Annotated in this window: 19 protein-coding genes; 7 read left to right on the top strand and 12 right to left on the bottom strand. The window is 40.0% G+C overall.

Annotation, left to right across the window (positions count from 1 at the left end):
• Positions 1 to 214: 214 nt before the first annotated feature.
• The 4 genes from VF06_RS03730 to VF06_RS03715 form a co-directional block, all read right to left on the bottom strand.
• Complete coding sequence (locus VF06_RS03730; RefSeq protein WP_244918118.1) at positions 215 to 484, bottom strand: hypothetical protein; 270 nt, start codon at positions 482 to 484, stop codon at positions 215 to 217.
• Between the two features lie 416 nt (positions 485 to 900).
• A complete protein-coding gene (locus VF06_RS03725; RefSeq protein ID WP_099067438.1) occupies positions 901 to 1668 on the bottom strand; it encodes a ChaB family protein in 768 nt (255 codons plus the stop codon).
• A 379-nt stretch (positions 1669 to 2047) separates the two neighbouring features.
• Positions 2048 to 2587, bottom strand: a complete 540-nt coding sequence (locus VF06_RS03720) for a Dps family protein (RefSeq protein ID WP_099067437.1) — start codon at positions 2585 to 2587, stop codon at positions 2048 to 2050.
• A gap of 317 nt (positions 2588 to 2904) precedes the next feature.
• Positions 2905 to 3261, bottom strand: coding sequence for a hypothetical protein (locus VF06_RS03715; protein ID WP_099067436.1), 357 nt, complete (start codon positions 3259 to 3261; stop codon positions 2905 to 2907).
• Between the two features lie 1292 nt (positions 3262 to 4553).
• Here VF06_RS03715 and VF06_RS03710 point away from each other — a divergent pair.
• On the top strand, positions 4554 to 5297 hold the full coding sequence (locus tag VF06_RS03710; RefSeq protein WP_099067435.1) for a hypothetical protein: 744 nt from the start codon (positions 4554 to 4556) through the stop codon (positions 5295 to 5297).
• A 358-nt stretch (positions 5298 to 5655) separates the two neighbouring features.
• Here VF06_RS03710 and VF06_RS03705 read toward each other — a convergent pair whose 3' ends face one another.
• A complete protein-coding gene (locus VF06_RS03705; RefSeq protein ID WP_180267911.1) occupies positions 5656 to 6612 on the bottom strand; it encodes a molybdopterin-dependent oxidoreductase in 957 nt (318 codons plus the stop codon).
• A 315-nt stretch (positions 6613 to 6927) separates the two neighbouring features.
• Between VF06_RS03705 and VF06_RS03700 the strand changes: the two genes are divergently transcribed.
• The 4 genes from VF06_RS03700 to VF06_RS03685 all read left to right on the top strand — a co-directional run bounded on the left by VF06_RS03700 (position 6928) and on the right by VF06_RS03685 (position 15844).
• Positions 6928 to 12504, top strand: a complete 5577-nt coding sequence (locus tag VF06_RS03700) for an ATP-binding sensor histidine kinase (RefSeq protein ID WP_099067433.1) — start codon at positions 6928 to 6930, stop codon at positions 12502 to 12504.
• A gap of 302 nt (positions 12505 to 12806) precedes the next feature.
• Entirely contained in the window at positions 12807 to 14495 is a 1689-nt protein-coding gene (locus tag VF06_RS03695; RefSeq protein ID WP_099067432.1) for a TnsB C-terminal domain-containing protein, read from the top strand.
• A 3-nt stretch (positions 14496 to 14498) separates the two neighbouring features.
• Complete coding sequence (locus tag VF06_RS03690; protein WP_099067431.1) at positions 14499 to 15335, top strand: TniB family NTP-binding protein; 837 nt, start codon at positions 14499 to 14501, stop codon at positions 15333 to 15335.
• Positions 15335 to 15844 carry a TniQ family protein gene (locus VF06_RS03685; protein ID WP_099067430.1) on the top strand — a complete coding sequence of 170 codons (510 nt, stop codon included), beginning with the start codon at positions 15335 to 15337 and terminating at the stop codon, positions 15842 to 15844. Before VF06_RS03690 ends, VF06_RS03685 begins: the two co-directional genes overlap by 1 nt.
• A 149-nt stretch (positions 15845 to 15993) precedes the next feature.
• Here the strand turns inward: VF06_RS03685 and VF06_RS42355 are convergent, their stop codons facing one another.
• The 4 genes from VF06_RS42355 to VF06_RS03665 all read right to left on the bottom strand — a co-directional run bounded on the left by VF06_RS42355 (position 15994) and on the right by VF06_RS03665 (position 18086).
• Positions 15994 to 16365, bottom strand: a complete 372-nt coding sequence (locus tag VF06_RS42355) for a hypothetical protein (protein WP_244918117.1) — start codon at positions 16363 to 16365, stop codon at positions 15994 to 15996.
• Positions 16362 to 16547 carry an HNH endonuclease gene (locus VF06_RS03675; RefSeq protein WP_099067429.1) on the bottom strand — a complete coding sequence of 62 codons (186 nt, stop codon included), beginning with the start codon at positions 16545 to 16547 and terminating at the stop codon, positions 16362 to 16364. Before VF06_RS03675 ends, VF06_RS42355 begins: the two co-directional genes overlap by 4 nt.
• A 718-nt stretch (positions 16548 to 17265) precedes the next feature.
• The gene (locus VF06_RS03670; protein WP_099067428.1) at positions 17266 to 17571 is read right to left on the bottom strand and encodes a hypothetical protein; all 306 of its coding nucleotides are present in this window, start codon (positions 17569 to 17571) and stop codon (positions 17266 to 17268) included.
• A complete protein-coding gene (locus tag VF06_RS03665) occupies positions 17568 to 18086 on the bottom strand; it encodes a hypothetical protein (protein WP_099067427.1) in 519 nt (172 codons plus the stop codon). The genes VF06_RS03670 and VF06_RS03665 overlap by 4 nt, the downstream gene beginning before the upstream one ends.
• A gap of 173 nt (positions 18087 to 18259) precedes the next feature.
• Between VF06_RS03665 and VF06_RS03660 the strand changes: the two genes are divergently transcribed.
• Together VF06_RS03660 and VF06_RS42350 are read left to right on the top strand one after the other, a co-directional pair.
• Positions 18260 to 18436 (top strand): ribbon-helix-helix domain-containing protein, encoded by a 177-nt coding sequence (locus tag VF06_RS03660; protein WP_099067426.1) that lies wholly within the window; start codon positions 18260 to 18262, stop codon positions 18434 to 18436.
• Positions 18399 to 18581 carry a hypothetical protein gene (locus VF06_RS42350; protein ID WP_244918116.1) on the top strand — a complete coding sequence of 61 codons (183 nt, stop codon included), beginning with the start codon at positions 18399 to 18401 and terminating at the stop codon, positions 18579 to 18581. Before VF06_RS03660 ends, VF06_RS42350 begins: the two co-directional genes overlap by 38 nt.
• A gap of 364 nt (positions 18582 to 18945) precedes the next feature.
• Here the strand turns inward: VF06_RS42350 and VF06_RS03650 are convergent, their stop codons facing one another.
• Genes VF06_RS03650 through VF06_RS03640 form a run of 3 tightly spaced genes read right to left on the bottom strand, consistent with a single transcriptional unit; the run spans position 18946 to position 23207 of the window.
• Positions 18946 to 20064, bottom strand: a complete 1119-nt coding sequence (locus tag VF06_RS03650) for a dCTP deaminase domain-containing protein (RefSeq protein ID WP_099067425.1) — start codon at positions 20062 to 20064, stop codon at positions 18946 to 18948.
• Positions 20057 to 21103 (bottom strand): adenylosuccinate synthetase, encoded by a 1047-nt coding sequence (locus VF06_RS03645; RefSeq protein ID WP_099067424.1) that lies wholly within the window; start codon positions 21101 to 21103, stop codon positions 20057 to 20059. The genes VF06_RS03650 and VF06_RS03645 overlap by 8 nt, the downstream gene beginning before the upstream one ends.
• 22 nt (positions 21104 to 21125) lie before the next feature.
• Complete coding sequence (locus tag VF06_RS03640) at positions 21126 to 23207, bottom strand: ribonuclease H-like domain-containing protein (RefSeq protein ID WP_099067423.1); 2082 nt, start codon at positions 23205 to 23207, stop codon at positions 21126 to 21128.
• Between the last annotated feature and the right edge of the window lie 161 nt (positions 23208 to 23368).

The raw sequence follows: 23368 nt of genomic DNA, 5'->3' as shown, positions 1-23368 counted from the left end.
AGTGTCAGCCCGCAACGGCTGTCTGATTGCACCCTGTTCCCAGCTTCACTCTACAAGAACCGAGCTTGTTCGGTGTGGGCAGGTAAGGAGTCAATTCTGAGTCTGAATGGCAAGGCTTGCACTTGCATCTGACCGAGAGTTCAGCCCCTTAGTGACAGTAATCTGCTGTCGGACTGGATTAGTTATATACGGACTGATTACCGTGATTCACTAATCAACGAATCGCACCCATCTCTTTAATCAGGTCGTAACCATGACTGGGATGTTCGGATAACAACTCCAACAAGATGAACTTAATATCACCCCGACGAGTGCGATATTCATCCGGCCAACCACGACCAAAAGTTTCATCACGAAAGTGTTTGCCATGATGTTTACCATGCTCTTTGCGATGCTCAAAGCGAGACTTGACAAACAAAAAATCATCTTCACTAACTCCTGCCCATGCAGGTGCGCCAAAGCGCGATCTAAAGTGTCTAAACATAAATCAATTTCCAATCAACTTTCTCTACTATACGATATATCGGAATACATCGCGATATATCGGAATAGAATTTTGATGAAGATTGTTCCAAGTAGTAGAGACAGCAATTGATAGGGATTATCAAGAAATAAATTATCTACTCTTGTGGGGTGGACATCTTGTCCGCCCTTGTCTACGGGCGGGCGAGACGCCCACCCCACAAGAAAAGTTGTATATTTTTTATTTGTCAGTCCCTAGTGTCTTTGGGGGATTACATACGCAACGCAGAGGCACAGCAATGCTGTGCCTCAAAAAAAGAATTTTTACAAATTGGTAATCTATTACACTTTGAAGCTGTTAACACCTCACAGCTAACCGTCAACAATCAACACAAGTCAACAATCAACACAAAAAGATATACCGCCTAAAATGGCAAATTAAGCTTTCACCTTAGCTTTTGACCAGACACCATTTTCATCTTCATCATATTGCTGCCGAACAGTTTCCCAGGCCGCTTGTTCAGCGTTAAACTCATCACTTTTTTCGTTGAGTACAGCGTTATAGCGGTCAATGAATGTACGTTGAGCTTCACTAGAAAGATGAGCGCGAACTTCAGGTGACAAGTCATCTGGGCTGTTGCACACTCCCGGACAAGGACGAGCCAGGGTTTTTTCAATTACCTGAATTTCTTCACCACCAGCACTTTCTAGGAGCAATTGAAATTCCCCGGTGCGATCGCTTGGAACTTCTGCCATCAATAAGAACTCACCAGCTTGTAAGCGAGTTTGGTAAATAGCGGCCTTATCTTCTGGCATTCCTAAAGTAGTCAGAACCGATACTAAACCGGCTCCTGCACTACCGGTGATCGCTCCACTAGCGGCCCCTAACAATACTGCACCAATGGGCCCGGCTGCCACAATTGAGCCAACAAAAGGAATAAATAGTACACCCACACCCGTGAGCAAACTGAGGAAGGAACCAAACAAGGAACCAAAAACTGCCCCTGTTCTCAAGCCTCCCAGAATCACATCCTTTTTACTAATAAAGCCAGAAATTCGAGTTTCGGACTGGAAATTTCTGCCCATCACCGAAATACGATCTCTAGGTACACCTCTATCTAACAAACGTCTAATAACATCATCTATTTGTTTTTGTTCTTTGAATACAGCAGAAATAGTACGTTCTGCTTGATATACTTCTGACATTTAAATACTCCTGGGAATATGTTGTTTTTGCTGTATTTATAGTCATGGGCAAGGGTATAGGGTGTAGGGTGTCGGATGTGAGGAAAATCACTTCTCCCTACACCAACAGACTTATCTAGACTTTCAGGGAACTCCAAAAAATAAATTATTCCGGTGAAAGTGTTGACTGTTGACGGTTCACAGTTAACAGTCAACAGTCAACAGTCCCTAAATATGCAATTCACAACCCAAAATCTAAAATCTCATAGGACTTACGCAACTGGCATATTATTTTAAGTTCGTAGTGAGGACTTTAGTCCTCTAATAAGGACTGAAGTCCTTACTACAAGCAAAAAAATTGATTTTTTGTGACACTTGCGTAAGTCCTGTCTCAAATTGATTACACACCTACAGGAGTTTTAGTTTCTGTTGCTGGCTGTGTACCGTCTCCCTCAAGTGCTTGTCCTTCAATAAATGAGCGCAACATCCAAGCCATTTCCTCATGTTCTTCCATCAATCCAGTCAGAAAATCAGCGGTTCCTTGATCGTGGAACTGTTCGCCGGAGCGATCGACATGATCTCTGAGGTTGCGAATCACTTGCTCGTGATCTTGCACTAAATTAGCTACCATTCCTGTTGCAGTGGGAACATTACCACCATGTTCCTTGAGGGTAGCAATTTTGAGAAATCCTTCCATTGTACCAACTGGATAACCACCCAAAGCACGAACCCGTTCTGCTAAAGCATCGATATTTTCAGTCAGCTTTTCGTAGTGTTCTTCCCATAGCTGGTGCAAAGAACGGAATTGAGGGCCAACAACATCCCAATGGTACTTTTTGGTTTTTACTAACAGTAAATAGGCATCTGCCAAATCTTGATTTAACAGATTAATTACACCTTCACGCTGTTCTTGTGTCAAACCAATATTAATCGCACGCATTGTTTTTCATCCCTAGACAAACTTATTATTTATTAACATCCCAAATTTGCAACAACATCTACATCAACCAAAGGGTGCATTATCAGTTGAAATTAGTTAGCATATTTATAATTACCCCTATGTCTTAGTAGGTAGTATAGCAATCCTATTTGATTTACAAACTAATGGTGGAGGTAGGAAATAGGGTTGTGGAAACGGGGAATAGATTTGTTTGGATCTTACTTTATGCCTTATATAAATAAAAATTAGCCATAAGTGACCTTTTATCCAATCACTTATGACTATTGAAAAATTACCAAAATCAAGTATTAATTATGTTACTTACCTGTAACTTTGTCTAACACATTTTTGATACTTTCTTCCACTGAGGTTGCGCTCTGTGAATTTTCAGGACGTTTTTGTTTGTCAATGTCAGCGGTTCCTTGAACTTCATTGAGTCCTCCTTGAGTCTTCTCTTGAGTCTCTTCAAGTCCAATTGGTGGTTTTCTAGCAGCTTCGTCAGTTTGGCGCTGAATATCAAGCAGTTGTGTTTCTCCTTCGGTAGGCTTGCTTTGGTAGCTATCGATCGCAAAAGCAGGATAAGCACTGGAGAACAACATTAAAGCGCAGGTAAAAGCCACAACTAAAAAACGTACTGGGCGCAAAATAGATAAAACAGAAGCAATAACTTTCATTTGAAATCCTCGATAACAGCGTTAACTACGCAAGACATTTACTCCATGGGCAAGGCTTGTGCTTTTATCTGGTAAACTTTACCAGTAAAACTCGTCAGCAATGCTCCAATCTAGAAGTTACTGAAAAATCAACCTGAACAACTTAACCTTTGTATTTGTGTATTCACTAACTTCAAACAGTTAATGAGTAGTTACCTCTGGCAAGTTCTTCATTTAATTTCCAACTGACTTAATTTTTACTTTGAAGACTATCAGGGATACATCAATCTGTAGAATGAAGTCACTACTATCCATAGTTAGAAAAAAATCATTCTCTAGGTATATCGACTTATCTACGAGACGCTGAAGCTAGTTTGCTCTCTCACATAAATACCTTTGAAAAAAGAAAAATATTTGTTACAGCACTCATCAATTCATACAGGTTAAATCATGCGGGTTAAATAAAGTATAACTACTCATAGCGATTGTTAAATGTTGACTGTCAACAGCCGCTTATCTTCTAAACAGTGTCATTAAATAGGTATCAATTATTATTTAGAATTTTTTTAATATTTAACTGAATATCTGGTACAATTACGAAAGTTAGGGATAAAATTTCTTGGCTACAACGTGCGTATGTTGCAGAACAAGAAAAAGTGGTTCGCAGGTAACGAGAGAACTGATTTAGTAGATATCCACAGTGTTTTAAATAGACTAAGATTCTTTTTTCTACAAACAGCTTGACTGTATTGAAGGAAGTTTCTTATGGCATTTTTCTCCATAATTTGTGACAGATTATTGTGGTCTAGTTACAAGCCACATTTCCTTGTGGATGGGGCCTTCGGTACTTTCCAACAACAACATAAGGGAACTCCAAAAAATCAATTATTCCGCTTAAAGTGTTGACGTTCACAGTTAACTGTTGACAATTTCAATGGAATATTTTTTACTTGGGAGTTCCTAAGAGGTGCCATTTTTTGCACCTGCCGATCGGCGATCGCCTGAGTATACTTTCTCAGGTGGATCTCTTGGTGCTGTGTAGTATCTATTCACAGTTGATACCCAGAGAGCTTTTTTCGCATATCTGCAATTTTTTCAACAAACTCTGAGAGTGGCATATCACCTAATACGGTTCGGTTAAAGGGAAAAGGGGAAAGGGGAAAGGTTTCAAATACATCCAAATCCCCTTACCCTTTAACCTTTTCCCAGATCACAAGGTAAGTTCATACTGCTTATCCGAACCGTATTGGCATATCACCTAAACGCAAGTCAGCTAGGTAATTCATCTATTGTCCATATTTAGGAGCATCAAAATGAAATCAATTCTTGAGTTGATCGAAAAAAAGAATCAGGAATATGCTCAATTACCATTTTTTAAGTATATGGAAGATGAGACAATTAACCCACGGCAGAAATTGGCATTTGCCCCTGTGATTGCTCCACTGGCGATGGAATTCAGTGAACTGTGCAAAAGAATTCTCAGAGATGAGCCAACAACTGATTACATTCAACAGATGGTGAATGTGCATACCCACGAAGAACATTTCCACTGGCAATGGTTACTGGAAGACATGGAGAAGATGGGAATTGACTATCCTATGCGGTTCAGCGATGCGGTGCGATTTCTGTGGAGCGAACATACCTTGGTTTCTCGTTCCATGTTACCTTTATTCGAGCGCTATACTCGTGGAGCGCATCCAATTATCAAATTAGTAGCCATTGAAGTCTCTGAAGTGACAGCCAATGTCTTTTTCCGTTCCACTAAATATGCAGCCCTGCAACTACAAGAAACGACTCAAGCAGAGTTCCGTTATTTTGGAATGCGGCATAACCATATCGAAAATACTCACACTCTCCACACTCCAGCTTCTTTGCAAACAATGAGAGACATTGAAGTGCCAGAGGAAATTCGTCAACAAATCTTGGAATTCATTGATGTGGCCTTTGAGTATTTTACAGACTTGATCGATGAGTTTTTTGCCTATATTACCACCCATTCTTATCAAGAACCCTTTGCTAGAGTTTATCAATCCGAGCGATCGCTAAGACCTGTCTAAACTATCTGTGCAATGGAGGGGAGTCTGGTATTGCGGGAAAATAATACCCCATTGGGGCTAAATTTGTGACGCTATCCCCGACTCCCTTCGCTCAATAGACTTCTAAGAGAATAGGACTTACGCAAAAACTCTCTCAAACCCTCTTTCTTCGTGTCCTTCTCTGACGAGACGCTGCGCGAATGTGTTCTTTGTGGTAGCCTACGGCAAGCCGCTCCGCGTCTACGTTCTTCCGTGACCTTTGCGTAAGTCCTGGAGAAGTCGGGAAAAGGCGAAGGGGAAAGGGGGAAAGGTTTGGATTTTCCCTTTCCCCAATCAAGATGCATTCCTTTTCCCACAAAAGTGCTTTTTGCGCTCTTGTCTAATTAACGGTAATTGTTACAGCATAAACAGCGTTGCGTTGTCCTTCAATGGGTTGAATTGCTCCATTAGAGTCAGTAGCTCGACTCATCAAGTTATATTTTCCTCGCGTTGGTGGAGTCCATTGAAACGTGAATCTCTGCCATGCATATTGCAACCTTGCTTCAACTTCAGCAGTGTGCCAAGTTATGCCGCTATCTATACTGACATCAACCGATGTGATGTCACTGTGTGCCCATGCCCAGCCCCAAAGTGTTTGGGGTTGAAGATTTAATACTTGATTTTGGTGAGGGTGAACAATCACAGACTCCGGAGCAACTTCCCAAACAGGCTTTAAAGTCGTACCATCCTCACCAACTCCATCGTTATAGAAGGTCGTCGTAAAGATTCCTGGCGATCGCTTATCTGTCACATAAATATTCGAGAGCCATTTCACCGAGTTAGTGCCATAGTAACCTGGAACAACAAGCCGCAACGGGAAACCCCGCTCTAGGGATAGAGGTTTACCGTTTATCTTATACGCCAGTAGCACATCCTTATGTAATGCTTTTTCCAGAGGAATATCTTTAATATAAAAATCACTAGAAACTCCCTCATAAACACCGCCATCAAGTCCTACAAACCAGACATAACGTGCTTGGGGTTTAACTTGCAGTTGATTGAGAATTGCTCCCAGGGAAACACCCCCCCATGTAACATTACTGATAGTTCTTGTTGGAAGTGTGGGTTGCAGTGGGTTACCGGAACATTGATGAAAAACGGTTAATTCCCGATACTCCATATTCAGCAAATTCTCATATGACAATTCCAGACTTTGCTCTACTAATCCCGAAATTTTCAATCTCCATCGTTCAATGTCAATATTTGGAATTCCCATATGACTGACGACGAATAGCTGGTTTTCAGGAGTAATAAAAGACTCAAGGTCATGAACACCCAGTGGAAAGTTTATAATCATTCCCACATAGCTCATGCTTTTGTTTTCTAAAGAATTATCGAACTCATTCATTTAAACAACATGCCAAAAATGAGCTATTAATATTGTAATATAATGTGTTACATTAAGTACTGATTATTAGACCTGCCTTAAAAATAGGGCATTGGGCATCAGAAGATTGATTTTTAAGACAGAAGTCTATTAAGTAATACAATCTCCCCTTGAGTGTGCTGGTTGGGTAATTTTTGTTTTTGTGACAAATATTTAGATGAATTGCGATCTAATTGGTGGATTAGGGAAAACTACACTCAGATTATTTATCCAGTAACGACTCCTATGGTACAAAATCTAGTCAATGTTTCTGGCTATCGGATTAGTGAAATTATTTATACTAGTAACCGTACCCTGGTTTACCGAGGTTGGCGAGAATCTGATGAAACACCAATTGTAATTAAACTTCTGAAAAATCCCTATCCCAGCCCCATTGAATTGGCTCAATTTAGGAATCAGTACGCAATTACTAATATTTTAAATGTCCCTGGTGTTGTTCGGATATATAGCCTAGAGAATTTTCAAAATCGGCTAGCCTTGATTTTGGAAGACTTTGGTGGAATTTCTTTGAAGGAGTACGCTGCTTTTAAAAACAAAGGACTTTATCAAATAGATAATCAAAAAAATTTATTGACTGAGTTTTTAGAGATTGCCATCGCCCTTGCTGATATTCTGGCGGATCTCTACCATCATCAAATCATCCACAAGGATATTAAGCCTGCAAATATTTTAATTAATCCGACTACAAAGCAAGTCAGAATCATCGACTTTAGCATTGCCTCGTTATTAACCAGAGAAACCCAACTTTCAACCAGTCCGACTGTTTTAGAGGGAACTCTCGCTTATCTTTCCCCCGAACAAACCGGACGAATGAACCGAGGGATTGATTACCGCACTGACTTCTATTCCCTGGGAGTCACCTTCTATGAGTTATTGACGGGGCAATTACCATTTCAATCTCATGATTTGATGGAATTAGTGCATTGTCACATAGCCAAACAAGCAATACCTGTTCATCATCTCAATCCTATTATTCCTCCCCAACTATCAGAAATTATTAATAAATTGATGGCGAAGAACGCCGAAGACCGCTATCAAAGTGCATTGGGGCTAAAGCACGATTTAGAAACTTGTTTGTGTCAATTACAGGAAGGCGGCGATATTCTCCCGTTCCAACTAGGGGAAAAAGATGTTTGCGATCGCTTTGTAATTCCAGAAAAACTTTATGGTCGTGAAGTAGAAGTTGCAAACCTCCTAGCAAGTTTTGAGCGAGTGCGTCAAGGAACTTGTGAATTGATGTTGATAGCAGGTTCCTCTGGCATTGGTAAAACGGCAATTGTCAATGAAGTTCACAAACCCATTACCCGTCAGCGCGGATATTTTATTAAGGGCAAATTCGATCAATTTAATCGTAATATTCCTTTTTTAGCTTTAGTCCAAGCCTTTCGAGACTTAATGACACAATTGCTCACAGAAAGCGATGCTCAAATTGCTCAATGGAAAATTAAAATTTTAGCCACATTGGGAGAAAGTGCCCAGGTAATTATCGAGGTGATTCCAGAACTCGAACGCATTATTGGTAAACAGCCTGCTGTGCCCGAATTATCTGGTAGTGCTGTTCAAAGCCGCTTCAATTTGTTGTTTCAGAAATTCATTCAAGTATTTACAACCCAAGAACATCCCCTGGTGATTTTCCTAGATGACTTACAGTGGGCAGATTCCGCTTCTTTAAAGCTGACGCACCTGTTGATGAGTGAAACAAACAATTGTTATTTGCTGGTGATTGGAGCATATCGAGATAATGAAGTCAGTGCAGCACATCCCCTGATGTTAACCATTGAGCAGATGCGTCAAGAAGGGATTAGAGTTAATAACATTATTCTTTCTCCACTGAGTGAGACTGAACTTAATGAAATGATTGGGGATACACTGAAATATTCGCCAGAACAGGCACTTGCAATTACTCATCTGGTATATCAAAAGACCAAAGGCAATCCATTTTTTACCAATCAATTTCTTAAATCGCTCCATGAAGATGGATTAATAACCTTTGCCACTAAAACAGGAAATTGGCAGTGCAATATTCCTTACATCCGGACGCTTTCTTTTACACAAGATGTTGTGGAGTTTGTGAAGCTGCAACTCCAGAAATTACCACCGCAGACTCAGGATGTTCTCAAATTGGCTGCCTGTATCGGCAATCAATTTGATTTAGAAACTCTGTCGGTGGTGTACGAACAATCTCCAACAGAAACCGCATTGGCCCTTTGGCCAGCCTTGAAGGATGAATTAATTTTACCTAACGGAGAAGGATATAAATTATTTCAAAATCAGCCCGTCATGGCAATTAATTATTTATCCTGTGAGAACAACGCACAAATCACAAATGCTAACGGCTCGATAACCATCAGTTACAAATTTCTCCACGATCGCGTCCAACAAGCTGCTTATTCATTAATTCCAGCAAATCAAAAAGCAGCAACACACCTGAAAATTGGTCAACAGCTGTTGAGCAATACCCCAGAAACAAAGCTCGAAGAAGTCATTTTTGAAATTGTCAACCAACTCAACATCGGCATAGAACTAATTGTAGCCCAGAGCGATCGCTTACGCTTGGCACAACTCAACTTACTGGCGGGAAAGAAAGCCAAGTCTTCCACAGCTTACTGGGTAGCAATTGAATATTTAACAGCAGGCATTAGTTTATTGAAAGCTGACTGTTGGCAAAGTCAGTATGATTTAGCTTTAGCATTGCACGAATCAGCCGCTGATGCTGCTTACCTTGGTGGAGCCTATGCACAGATGGAAGAATTCGCTCAAACAGTGATGCAGCAAGTGAAAACACCAGTGGATTTAGTTGGCATTTACGAAACCAAAATCCAAGCATACACAGCCCAAAATGATGTACTGGGAGCAATTGCCATTGCTCGCCAGGGAATGAGTCAATTGGGCTTAATTTTCCCACAAAGACCCACCCCCGAAGACATTGGGCAAGCTCTTGAGGAAATCGCCGCCTTAATTGCCGGACATGAAATTGCCCAATTGGTTGACTTACCGCTGATGACAGCAAAAGACAAGCTGGCAATTACCCGAATTGTAGCCAATGTTGCCCCCGCCGTTTACATTGCCGAGCCGAATCTATTTCCCCTACTCATCCTGTCCCAAGTCAAAGCATCTATTCAGTATGGCAATGCCCCATTTTCTGCCTTTTGTTATGCCTGTTATGGCATTTTGTTACAGGGAATTCTTCAGGATATTGACACAGCCCATCAAGTCGGCAACTTGGCTTTGGCACTAACGGATAAATTTAACATTAGCGATGTTAAACCTACAGTCTTTTATGTCGTGGGTGCTTTTATCACCTATTTGAAGTCTCCTCTAGAAAAATCCTTACAATTGATGCTGGAGGGCTATAAAATTGCCTTAGAAACTGGAAACTTATACTATGTAGGCTTCAATACCAAAGACATCTGCCAGTATTCCTATTTTATGGGTCGAGAGTTGAACTCCTTAGAACAAGAGATACGGGCTTACACTCATGTTTTGGAAAATTTTAAGCAAGGCACAACCCTCAACTACTGTCGGATCTTCTGGCAAACAGTTTTGAATTTGCTAGGCAAAACTGAAAATCTCTGTCATCTCCAAGGAGAGGCACTCAAGGAACCAGAATTTGCCACTCAATTAATTAACGCCAAAGAATTTACTGGGCTGCACTATTTCTTATTGCATCAGTTGATTCTCTGTTATCTATTTGAAAATCTCCCTCAAGCAATAGAAACAGCCGCTCAAGCCAGAGAATATCTAGTTGCGGGCACTGGTTATGCCACTGTGCCGATATTTTATTTCTATGATTCACTAACAGCTGTTTGTGAATATTCCCAAGCTACAGTTTCTCGCCAAGAACAGCTGCTGGCAAGAGTCAGAGAAAACCAGAGCAGAATGCAGACTTGGGCGCACCATGCACCCATGAATTATTTGCACAAATTTCAATTAGTACAAGCCGAACAATGTCGTGTTTTGAGACAAATGGGCGAGGCTGTGGATCTCTACGACAAAGCAATTACTGGGGCGAAACTCAATGGCTATATTCAGGAAGAAGCCCTGGCCAACGAACTGGCTGCTCGATTTTATTTAGAATGGAACAAAGAGCCGATCGCTCAAATATATCTCACAAATGCCTATTACTGTTACCTTAACTGGGGAGCGGTGGCTAAAGTCAGGCATTTAGAACAGCAATATCCTCACTTGTTAGCTGCGATCCTGGAGCAAGACGAAATTAGTAATTCAATTGTCAATCGAACTACCACAATTGGATTGGGAAGCAGCAGTACTAGTGTGACTGAAGCTTTAGATTTAGCAACAGTCATCAAAGCTTCTCACACACTGGCTGGAGAAATTGAATTAGAAAAGCTGTTGACGACCTTAATGCAGGTGGTAATTGAAAATGCTGGGGCTGAAAAATCTGCTCTTTTGCTGCTTCAAGAAGATAATTGGGTAGTTGCGGCTCAAAAAAGCAACAAAGCAACCACACAAACAACTATTACCAATCAAAGTCTTGATTCAGAGAGTGTCATCAACTTACACTCCCTTCCTCTTGAGGCGAGTCAAGATATTCCCAAAACCGTTGTCAACTATGTCTCGCGTACCAAAGAAACCCTTGTACTAGATGATGCTCGTACAGAAATCACCTTTGTCAACGATCCCTACATCATTCAATACCAACCAAAAAGCTTGCTGTGTACGCCGATTCACAATCGTGGCAAACTCATTGGCATCTTATATTTAGAAAACAGTTTAACAACTGGAGTCTTTACCCAAAAACGTCTTGAGGTTCTGCATCTGCTAATATCCCAAACTGCCATATCGCTGCAAAATGCCATGCTCTATAACAATCTAGCTGTGGCAAAAGCTCAACTAGAAGAGTATAGCCATAGTTTAGAGCATAAGGTACAGCAAAGAACTCAAGAGTTGAATGATAAAAATCAACATCTATCAGCAGCTTTAGAGGAACTTAAACGCACGCAAACCCAATTAATTCAAACTGAAAAAATGTCTTCTCTAGGGCAAATGGTGGCGGGTGTTGCCCATGAAATTAATAACCCGATTAATTTTATCTATGCTAACCTCACCCATGCCAATGAATATTTTCAACAAATGTTGCACATAATCGAACTGTATCACCGTTACTATCCTCAACCTGTGGCGGAAATTGAAGAACAACTAGAATCAACAGATTTAAATTTCCTCAAATTAGACCTGCAAAAATTGTTGGAATCAATGAAAGTAGGAGCAGTTCGGATTCGTCATATTGTGCTTTCTCTCCGCAATTTTGCACGATTGGATGAAGCGGCAATGAAACCTGTGAATATTCACGAAGGAATCGATAGTACTTTGCTTGTGTTGCATCATCGTCTAGAACAAAAACCATATCGCCCCGCCATCAATGTGATTAAGGAGTATGAAAATTTACCAGAAGTTAATTGTTATGCCAGTCAGATAAATCAGGTGTTTATGAATATTTTGAACAATGCTATTGATGCTTTAGATTGCTCATTTTCTATCAACGAAGGAGAAAATAAACAACTCAAAATTCCCACAATTAAAATTCGTACTCAGATGATTAATTTTCATACAATCAACATTGAAATTGTAGATAATGGAATTGGAATGTCTGAGGAAGTGAAGCAACGATTATTTGACCCATTCTTTACAACAAAACCTGTGGGTGGAGGAACGGGTTTAGGATTATCCATTAGTTATTCTATTATGGAAAAACATGGTGGACGACTAAATGTCAAATCAGAACTAGGACAAGGGGCAGAGTTTTCGCTTTTACTTCCCGTAAGGGCGGATGGCCGTTAGCCCCTACTGTGAACCGTCAACAGTCAACTGTCGATTGCCTAATTATTTGACCACTTGACAAATTAATGTCCTTAAAAATACTTAGCTTAAAACCCTTACTCAGTAAGGGTTTTATTATTTTAGTCTGAAAATAGTCTACTAGAGACTTCTTGCCAAAATAAGTGTCCTCTTTTAAACTATTGACAAAATAACTGTCCTCTTCTGAAAAATGTTTTCAGCCAAAATTTTTACCAAAATTGACAAAATAAATGTCCTTTACATAGTACAATACAACTACGTTTTTATTAAACAGAAATGTAAATATGCTGGACGATCATCCCAATGGTGAGCAAGAGCCAGAAATTAATGAGATAGTGACTGAAATATCAGCAGATGATAGGCATTTGCTCGATCTAATTCAAAAATTGCTAGAACCATGCGATCGCATCACCTACGGGCAAAGGCAAAGGGAAGTAGCAGCTAAACTAGGTAAGTCAGTACGGACAGTACGACGGCTAGTGAAAAAGTGGGAAGAAGAGGGTTTAGCTGCACTCCAGACCACAAAACGGGCTGATAAAGGTAAACACCGTATTGATGCTGAGTGGCAAAAGTTCATTATCAATACATATAAAGAAGGCAATAAAGGTAGTAGGCGAATTACTCCCCAACAAGTTGCTATCAGGGTAAAAGCAAAAGCAGCAGAATTAGGGGAACAGAAGTATCCAAGTTATAGGACTGTATATCGAGTCCTGCAACCAATAATTGAGCAGCAAGAACAAAAAGCGAGTATAAGGAATCGTGGTTGGCGTGGATCTCAAATATCACTCAAAACCCGTGATGGAGAATACATAGAAGTTGAATACAGTAATCATGTTTGGCAGTGTGACCATACTCTTGCAGACATATTACTCGTAGATCAACATGGTGAACTGCTGGGTCGTCCTTGGCTGACAACAGTTTTAGATACTTACTCACGCTGCATCATGGGAATAAACTTAGGTTTTGCTACATGGAATTCTCAAGTCGTAGCATTGGCACTACGTCACGCAATTTTACCGAAGCAGTACGGGCCAGAATACGAACTTCATGAAGAGTGGGGAACATACGGTCAGCCAAAATACTTTTATACAGATGGTGGCTCAGATTTTAACTCTAAACATTTGAAGCAAATTGGGGTACAACTGGATTTTTCTTGTGATTTGCGTGACCGACCCAGTGAAGGGGGCATTGTTGAACGTCCTTTTGGTACCTTTAACACCGACTTCTTTTCAAGTTTGCCAGGTTATACAGGTTCAAATGTACAGGAACGTCCAGAGCAAGCCGAGAAGGAGGCTTGTCTTACGTTAAGAGAGTTAGAACGCCTTTTAGTACGTTACATCGTAGACAAATATAACCAAAGTATTGATGCTCGTCTGGGCGATCAAACTCGTTATCAACGATGGGAAGCAGGGCTAATTGCGGCTCCTAAACTAATTTCCGAGGAAGAGTTATGTATATGTTTGATGAAGCAAACGCGACGCTCAATTTACAGAGGTGGATATTTACAATTTGAAAATTTAACTTATCGAGGAGAAAACTTAGCAGGTTATGCAGGCGAAAGTGTTGTACTACGATATGACCCCAGAGACATAACAAGTATCTTAGTATATCGCCAAAAAGACCAGAAAGAAGAGTTTCTAGCTAGAGCATCTGCTCAAGATTTAGAAACAGAGCAATTGTCTTTAGATGAGGCTAAAGCTATGAGCCGTAAGCTCAGGCAAGTGGGTAAGACTATTAGTAATAGTTCATTTTTAGCAGAGGTACGCGATCGCGATATTTTTGTCAAAGAAAAGCTCACTAAACAAGAACGACGAAAACAAGAAAACACACAATTCCAAAAAGCTAAAAAAATATTGCCAGTTAAACCTGAAAAAGAAATAGAAATTGAACTAGCATCCATCGAAAGTTTACCAGAACCGGAAATGCCGGAAGTCTTTGATTACGAACAAATGCACGAAGATTACGGGTGGTAGAAAATGACTTCACAGCAAGGCCAAGAAGTCGCTCAACAATTGGGTGATATACCCAAAAATGATGCGAAATTACAAGCAGAAATTCAACGATTAAACCGTAAAAGTTTTGTGCCACTAGAACAAGTACAAATTCTACATGATTGGCTAGAAGGGAAGCGTCAAGCTCGCCAATGCTGTCGAATTGTTGGAGAGTCACGTACAGGTAAAACTATGGCCTGCAATGCTTACAGATTAAGACATAAGCCAATACAACAGCCAGGTAAACCTCCAATAGTTCCTGTTGCTTACATCTTAGTTCCTCCAGAATGCAGTTCTAAGGACTTGTTTACGCTAATTATTGAGCATCTGAAGTATCAAATGACTAAGGGAACAGTTGCTGAAATTCGAGAGCGGACTCGGCGGGTTCTTAAAGGCTGTGGTGTAGAAACATTAATTATTGATGAGGCCGACCGCTTGAAGCCAAATACATTTAAAGATGTACGAGACATTGGTGAAGAATTAGAAATATCTGTGGTCTTAGTAGGAACAGATCGCCTGGATGCAGTGATTAAGCGTGATGAACAGGTTTACAATCGCTTTCGGGCTTGCCATCGATTTGGTAAATTCTCAGGGGAAGAATTTAAGCGAACTGTTGAAATTTGGGAAAAAAAAGTTTTACAGCTGCCAGTTGCTTCCAATCTTTCCAGTAAGACTATGCTAAAAACTTTAGGCGAAGCAACGGGAGGTTATATTGGTTTGCTGGATATGATTCTTAGAGAAGCAGCAATCCGAGCATTGAAGAAAGGATTACAAAAGGTGGATTTGGCAACTTTGAAGGAAGTAGCAGCAGAGTACAAATAATGGAAGTTCCAAAGATTCAACCTTGGCTGTTTCAAATAGAACCTTTAGATGGAGAAAGTCTGAGTCACTTTTTAGGACGCTTTCGACGGGCAAATGATTTAACGCCTACTGGGTTAGGTAAAGCAGCAGGACTTGGGGGTGCGATCGCGCGTTGGGAAAAATTTCGCTTTAATCCTCCACCGTCTCAGCAGCAATTGCAGGGATTGGTTAAGGTTGTAGGGGTTGATGCCGACAGATTAGCGCAGATGTTACCACCTGCTGGGGTGGGGATGAAGCTTGAGCCGATTCGGTTATGTGCTGCTTGCTATGTTGAGTCACCTTGTCACAAGATTGAATGGCAGTTTAAGGTAACGCAAGGGTGCGCGAGCCACAAAATAACTTTGTTGTCGGAATGTCCTAACTGCGGGGCAAAGTTTAAGGTTCCTGCATTGTGGGTAGATGGTTGGTGTCAACGATGTTTTCTGACTTTTGCCGATATGGTCAAGCATCAAAAGTCTATTGAATACTAAGTTTGTGTAGCAATATAAGTACTTTTCAAATTTTAGCTACCAATAATCCCCCCTTGCTTTACTGGAAAAAGGTAACAAGAGGGGATATCCTATGTTTCAATAAACAAAATAATTCGCTACAAATTAAATTGATTTTCAGAATGACCAAATCATGGGCTAATTTGCTCTGCTTGCTCGACTGCTGGATTGAACATGATTGAGAAAGTTGCATTTGGTATCAGTCGATGTAGAACTTGTGAATGAGCTTCTGCATCACTTCGACGGCGAAAACGAGCAACTATTTGGTGTTGCATACTAGGAAAATGGCGGACTATACACCAAGGATTTAGCTTTTCAATGTAGGTCACAAAACCCTCTTGATCGTATCTATGATTTAGCTGGGGAATTGCAGTTGAATAATAGACAAAGTTTGCTGAAACATTAGTAAACTCAACGAGGTTGTCACCAACCCCGTTGGTCTTCAAAACCGTGCGTAATAGTTTCCCATTACACGGCTCCTCAATGATTTGGCACTTTGTCATGTGTACTTCACAACTGAACCATCCTCAGTTGTCTTTTCATCGTGGCAGTGTCTGTGTAATATCTGGAGATTTTTATATTCATCTTTGCCTCCCAAACTTTTGGGGGTTTTGTGGTCAATCTCCAGTACGTCTTCCTCTCGGAAGTACATTCCGCAGTGGGTACATTTATTAGACTTTTGCATTGCTACTCATAACTTTACATTCCAAATCACCGTAAGTCCGTCAGCATATCCTTGTCATTACAACAGGGCGTTCGCTTTTGACTTAATCTCTCCTCTCGTTAGCATACGGTTAGCACCTACTCAGTTATCGACCTTACTGAGGGCAGGCGAAAGGTTACTTCGTTCCGAATAACCATTGTTAGAACCTTTAGAATGATGCTATCCACCGGGTTTATTGGGAGTGCAACTGGTCAACCAGAGAATTGCCAGCCCCTTATCCCTTGCCTTTTGGCTCCAACGCATTAAGCCTTATTTCGCTGGTTCTTTATGACGATGGTTCAGCGCATCTTTACTTTCGCTATTCATAGGTTTATGCTCGGAGGGAACCAGTTTAGGCTACCAGTTTTACCTCCTTTTCATCCCGCTTTACGGATTGATGGCTAGTCGCTACCGTAGGGATGATGCTGTTACCGTTGCACCTACGGAGAGGGACTTTTCCTTAGAATCACCCTCATGGTTATTCAGTTATCATCTGAGAGAGATTAAAGTGCGAACTCCACCCATTAAGGGTTATCTCTCAAATGTCACTCATCCCTGAATATTTCTATTCATTTCGAGTGAACGAATCGCACCCCAAGACTAAAGCCACCCTACAGTGAGAGTGGCTGGTAAAAAAATGTCAGGATGACATTGCAATTGGTTGACAGTTCGACTTCGCTCACCGTCAACTTTTCGATTCCTAGTTATGCCTTGCTAGAGAACAGAGCATCTTCAGAAATTCTTCTGGAATTTCCTCAAAGTTTTCTAGCAGGAAGTCCATTAGGGCAAGATGACGTAAATCGCTGGGCATGGGTCTGCGGTAATTGCGACCTTTGGAGAACCAACGCCGGACAGTTGAAAGTGAACGAGAGCAAATCCGAGCGATCGCCTCATGATTGACATCCCACTTAGCATAAAAATTCTTGGGTGTCATTCCTAGTTGACAATGGCTATATAAGTCAATCAAATTTTGCTCTCGTGCCTGTAAAGGACGCGGATTATTCATAGCATTGGCTCCGCTTCCAGTGGTTCTAAATCTTCCTCCCAAGCAATATCGGCAGATGTCCAAGCTGCACTGGGACTATCTTTGCTCAACCAAATCAGGTAGCACCAAGTCCAGCAGCAAAGATGGGGAGCAAAGCTGTAAAATCTGCCGATCGCAATTCCCCAATCCGTGTCAGAACCAACCCAACGCAATTTGTCGCCGTACAAAAAGCGGGGTGTCTTTGCTGTATTGGGAAAATCGTCAGGTAAATCACCAGAACTCGCAGAAAGTTTCTGGTTAATTAACCTTGGGAGTAAATCTTGGCGATTGAACGCCATCGCACTCAAATAACTAGCAACTAGTCCAGCATCAAGACTCTGGGTTAATTGAGAAATTAACAACGCTGCTAAAGTTTCTTGTTCTTGCTGTTCACAATAATCGCTGAGTTTCGTCAATAGTTCACCAATACCGAAGTCATCTAAAGCTTGTAGATAACTTCTGTGTTCATCTGTTTTGTGGCAAACAGGTCTTAACATAGAATATGTCTCCTGTGACAGGGAGCCAGAAGCCAGCGCGTCAGCCCTGAGAAAGTTGTGCGCTGGCTTTTGACTTATCAGTAATTATACATAGATTTAATGTATTTATGTTTAAATTTATTTGTTTTTAGTGATTTAATAGAAAAATACATAGAAAAACTGATGATAGTCACATGGGGAAAGTAACACTGAGTATTTACATGGAAGAAGAAGACAAAGAAGCTCTGCAACAACTAGCAGATGCAGAGGAGCGTTCATTGTCGCAAATGGCGGTGTTAATTCTGAAACGAGCAATTAGACAAGCGCAGGCAGATGGAACGATTTTGCCAAATCAAGGAAAAGGGAAATGAGGCGATCGCTCGCTGGGAAAAGTTTCGGTTTCATGCTTCACCGTCTCGTCACCAGTTGGAAGCTTTAGCTAAAATTGTGGGGGTTGATGCCGATAGATTAACGCAAGCAAATGTTACCACCTGCTGGGGTGGGTATGCAGCATGAACCCATTCGATTATGTGGGGCTTGTTATGCGGAAAGGCCTTGTCACCAGATTAAGTGGCAGTTTAAGGAAACGGGGGGATGCGATCACTATAAGTTGCATTTACTATCCAAGTGTCCGAATTATGATGCTAGGTTTAAAATACCTGCTTTATGGGAGCATGGATGCTGTGATCGCTGTCAATTACCTTTTAGTGAAATGGGGAACTTTCAAAAGCTTATATCTCTGCCTACATAGTTAAGGCTTACAACTTAGATTCTGCATTTAGGTTACTAGAATTGGTTTGCTAGATATCATTCATAATTCAAGCTGATTAATACATGAACTAAAATCTAGGTAGGGTTGAACTCTATCTGAAATTAGATGTTATGGTGTTGCTGTTGAGGAAACTTTGGGTGTTGCTCGTTTCTGTACTCTTCCTCGTGTAGAATTCTCTAATTCATCTATTCTCTTATTGAGTCTCTGAATTTCTCTTTCTAAAGAATTAATTTTATCTGCGTGGTTAATGTTTTTTTCGCGTGTCTCGTTCAGGTACTCAGATGTACTTAGAAAAAAACTAACTAATTGCCAAGAAGACATTACTACAGCGATGATTGATAAGCTAACTCCTATAAGAGTTCCTATTGTAAACCGTTGTTGACTTTGAGTTAATTTTTTATCAGCTTCATCAGCTAACTGTTTAGCTTCCTGAGCAGCTTTTTCGGCAGATTGAGCAGCTCTCTCAGCAGATTGAGCAGCTTTTTCGGCAGAGTTTCGAGCATCCTGGATTGCATCTGGAATCGAACTACGGATAGGACGATTGCGATCTGCCTTAAGAAGATATTCCTCTACATCGGAATCTTGGTTTTTTCTAGCCGGGAATGGTATGTATTTCCCCTGGCGAGATATCAGATTTGCTCGTCTTTGTCTCTTCAATTGCCTCCAATCATCGGAATGACTCAATTTTGTAAACTCTACCCAAATAAGAGCTTCACCACCAAAAAATCTGTAGTCATTGGTAGTTAAATTATGCAAAGGTATGGAAAGTCTTCCTACAAATCCAGGATCTACTAATGGGCCAGTACCTAATAACAGACCTCTATAAACATGGGTTATTTTTAAATTAAATCTTAGTGCAATATAGTCTGGAAGGCGGAACATTGGTTCTACAGTTACGAAGGCAATAGAGTTTGGTTTGAGAATAAATTCTTTATTTTTCTGAATATATTCAACTTGTTTTTTCCCTTGCTCATCATAATATACGCATTTTCCAAGTAAATTGACCTCATATGATGCAGACTTAAGTTTATCTGGATCAAAAGGATCAATCATACCAGTTACAGCAACATAGTCATAAATATCAGCCGAATTTAACAGTGCAGGTAAGATATCAGGAAATGGATCTTTGGATTTGTATTCCTTAAATCTGTTTTCTGCTTCGTCAGGACTTGGAGCAAATGGACTTGGACTATTTACTTGTATGTTGGATTGAGGGGTGTTACTCATATTGGCTTGACGTGAGATTTAGATGATTACGGGATACAAGTGATGCTGCACCAAATCCAAGATAATCAATATTTGAGTTAAGTGCAGATTCAACCTCAGCAACAAACTGGGAGACTTTTTCTGTTGGGCGATTCAAAAAATTACATCTTGCATCTACATAATCCAAATGATTCAAGACAATATGAGTTGGTCTATTGACTAGAATCGCTTGACGTACTACATCCGGATTAAATCGAGCAACCCGCCTGATTAATTTAGTAACTGAGGTATATTCAATAATTGGAGTACAAACCTCTGACTCGCAAGATACTGTTTGCCAATCAACTTCATCAGGTAAAGGCCCAGAATTTCCGCTTACCCGGATAGGAAATGCACGTAACACAAGTACAATTTCATCTACATCTAGGGGACTAAGACCAGCTTCAGCAATAAATCCTGCTGCTGTTGTATCCCGACTTGTTACATAAGGATAATCACTAGAGTGAAGTAGAGATAAACCAAACCCTTGTGTACCTTCAACAATTATTCTTTCTTTAGCCTCTAAATATGAACGCATTAACGGTACTACAGGTTTAACAAATTCCTGCAAACTCACTTCATGTTTAGCTAAACAAACTGATGAATTCCTCTCAATTCGTCTACGTACTGCTGCACCTGTTCCACTTAAAGTCGAACCTATAGATTGACCCAATGAACCTGTTTGCTCTTCTATTTGTTCACGCTCAGTCACGATAACAGCATTGGGATCAATTAACAGCCTATCCTTAGATAATCCTATGCGAGTAATTTCATTTATTAATATGTTTGGTTCTATATAACTTCCTGCGCCTAATACACATATAACATTTGGTAAGAGCGCAGCAGTAGGTAATTGCTGAAGAATTATTGGTGTACCTGATGCAGAGATAACTGTATGCCCGGAGTTAAACCCTCCAACACGTACTGCTACAGTTGCTCTTTTTTCTCTTGCAAAAAAATGTGCAACCTTGCCCTTACCCTCAGAACCAAACTGGCCACCTACTACTACTGTTACAGGCATTTTTAAAATCTTGTTCCTTTCCTTAATTTTTTCTTTCTCTAGACTCTATAGCTTGAATAATAGCTGAAGAAAATTCTTCTGCTGTTTTATCATTAACAATTAAAATATGTGCTAAATCAGCTAGATGGCTAATATTCTGTTCTGTTAACTGGGAATTAGCTATAACAAATTCTTCTGCTTCGCCTCCTCTAGCAATATATCTATCCATACGTGATTCCAATGGAGAAGTAATATGAATGTGTAAGAAAGATGAACCGAATGTTTCTTGCCAAAAAGCATAGTCTTCAGGAAAGCGTAAACCGTCTATAACAATATCACTATTCTTGGGCAGCTTTTCAAGAAGTTTTTTACATAGCCAACGCTGCCCTAATTTTTGGTTTACTTCTGTTCCAATTTGTTGTAGCGTTTCGCGAGTCGGCTTGATGCCTTGTTCATTTAAAATATCTTCTAGCACCAGACTATATCTAGCGTAATGAAATCCTCGTGATTTGAGCAAGTTACCAGCAGTTGTTTTTCCAACAGCCATAGATCCACTGAATCCAATAACTATTCTGTTTTTCCAAGTACTTTGGCAAGAATTAACATCAGGAATAATTAGGTATTCTTCTTCAACATTTCCTAATGCTTCAAATTTTCCATTCCAGAAGAAAACACCAACAATAGCTGAAGTAATTGCATCTAGTTCATCATGACTTACTGGTTGCTCAGTATACTCTCCTTTAACACCAAATTCACTAAGCCCAATTTTAAGAAGTTCAATACTAGCTTTTTTCCGTGGAATATTCATTATATCTTGTGCTGCACCTGGATAACTTTCAATCACAGGTATCCCTTGCCCTCTAAAATATTTAGCAAGCCGAATACCACGAGCAGTCAAATTTTGCATACTCCTAATTAAAGATGGATAAACATTTATCCCACGCTTCTTTAATATCCTTTCGCAAAACCGAGTAATACCGTAAAGTTGCCGTCCAGGATCGCTATCCTCAACGCTAACTCTTCCTATAGGTAAAGACAATGGTGAATCAATAGAGACAAGAGTAGGCTTAACATCCAGCGTTGCATTAATTAACTCAGAATCAGTATTTAATCTTTTGGTAAGTACATAATCTCCTTCTAATACGCTCCATCCAGACGCTCGATTTTCCGAACCGGAAAGGTCAATACCAACAATTTTTAATTTAGATAAATCTTTTATATCGGCAATATCTTTTAGTAATATGCTTGAGCATTGTTTTTCTTTAGGAGCAGGTATAGATATTCCCTCTGGGTTTGATTTTGATTTACCTTTATTCCACTGTAATGGACTTGGATTTGCCGCAAAATAATGAATGGAAGCACTAATATCTAGAGGAATTTGATGTTTTTTTATAAGCCGAGAAATAACATCATCAAATATTGATTTCATGCCTTCTATATCCGCATGATTGTAAGAAATCAACAGCCTCAGGGACTCAGAATCACCTCGACAGTATTTGTACCAAAGTAAAGGAGCAGAATCACCTTCTATGTCCAACAAATTAGAAGGTCTTTTTACTCCTAAAAGTTTTTCAATTTTTTTTTGCCCTCCTTCTAGCCCAACCCGTTTTGCTAAGAAACGTAGGTCAATGTGAGTTTTAGGAAGTTTCAAGTCCTGAAATTCTTTACAAATAAAAGGAATATCAAAAAGCGAACCATTAAAGGTAACGAGAACTTTTGCTTGTGTTAATGCTTGTCTAAAAGAATAATCATCCTCTCCTTGTATGTATACTTTGTACTTTGAATCCATACTCCATCCTACTAGTGTAATATTATTGTAGTGTCTACTTAAACCAGTAGTTTCAATATCTAAAAACATTGTTTTTTGAGGAAAAGTAAGAGCAATTCGATAGTATTCGGAACTAGGTAATTTATCAGCAAAAAAATCAGCATTTTCATCTTCAATTGCTTTGCGTGAAGCTTGAATAAAACTCTTTCTACTATTATCTGTATTAATATCAAAGATAGATAACTGAGTTGCTTGTTTTAACTCCCAGTCGTCCCAAGATACAATACCTGAACGCCAAAGTTCATTTTCTGTCTTAGATCCAATTCCTTTTAAATGTTGAAAAGTTGATAAAAGCATTGTATTTGCATCTGTTTTAAAGTAGTGTTTGTATTTATATCGTGTTATTAATTGTATACTCTAGTGTTTATTACATATACTAACCTAGTAAATGTGTCACTTTATATAAGTTATTTTGTCTCATGATTTGTTGTTAGACACAGACGCAATTACCTGTATCT

Origin of the sequence: Nostoc linckia z4, assembly GCF_002608075.1 — a bacterium.
Taxonomy (GTDB): Bacteria; Cyanobacteriota; Cyanobacteriia; order Cyanobacteriales; family Nostocaceae; genus Nostoc; species Nostoc linckia.
The sequence above is the reverse complement of the archived record's forward strand: the minus strand, read 5'-3'. Positions and strand labels throughout refer to the sequence as shown.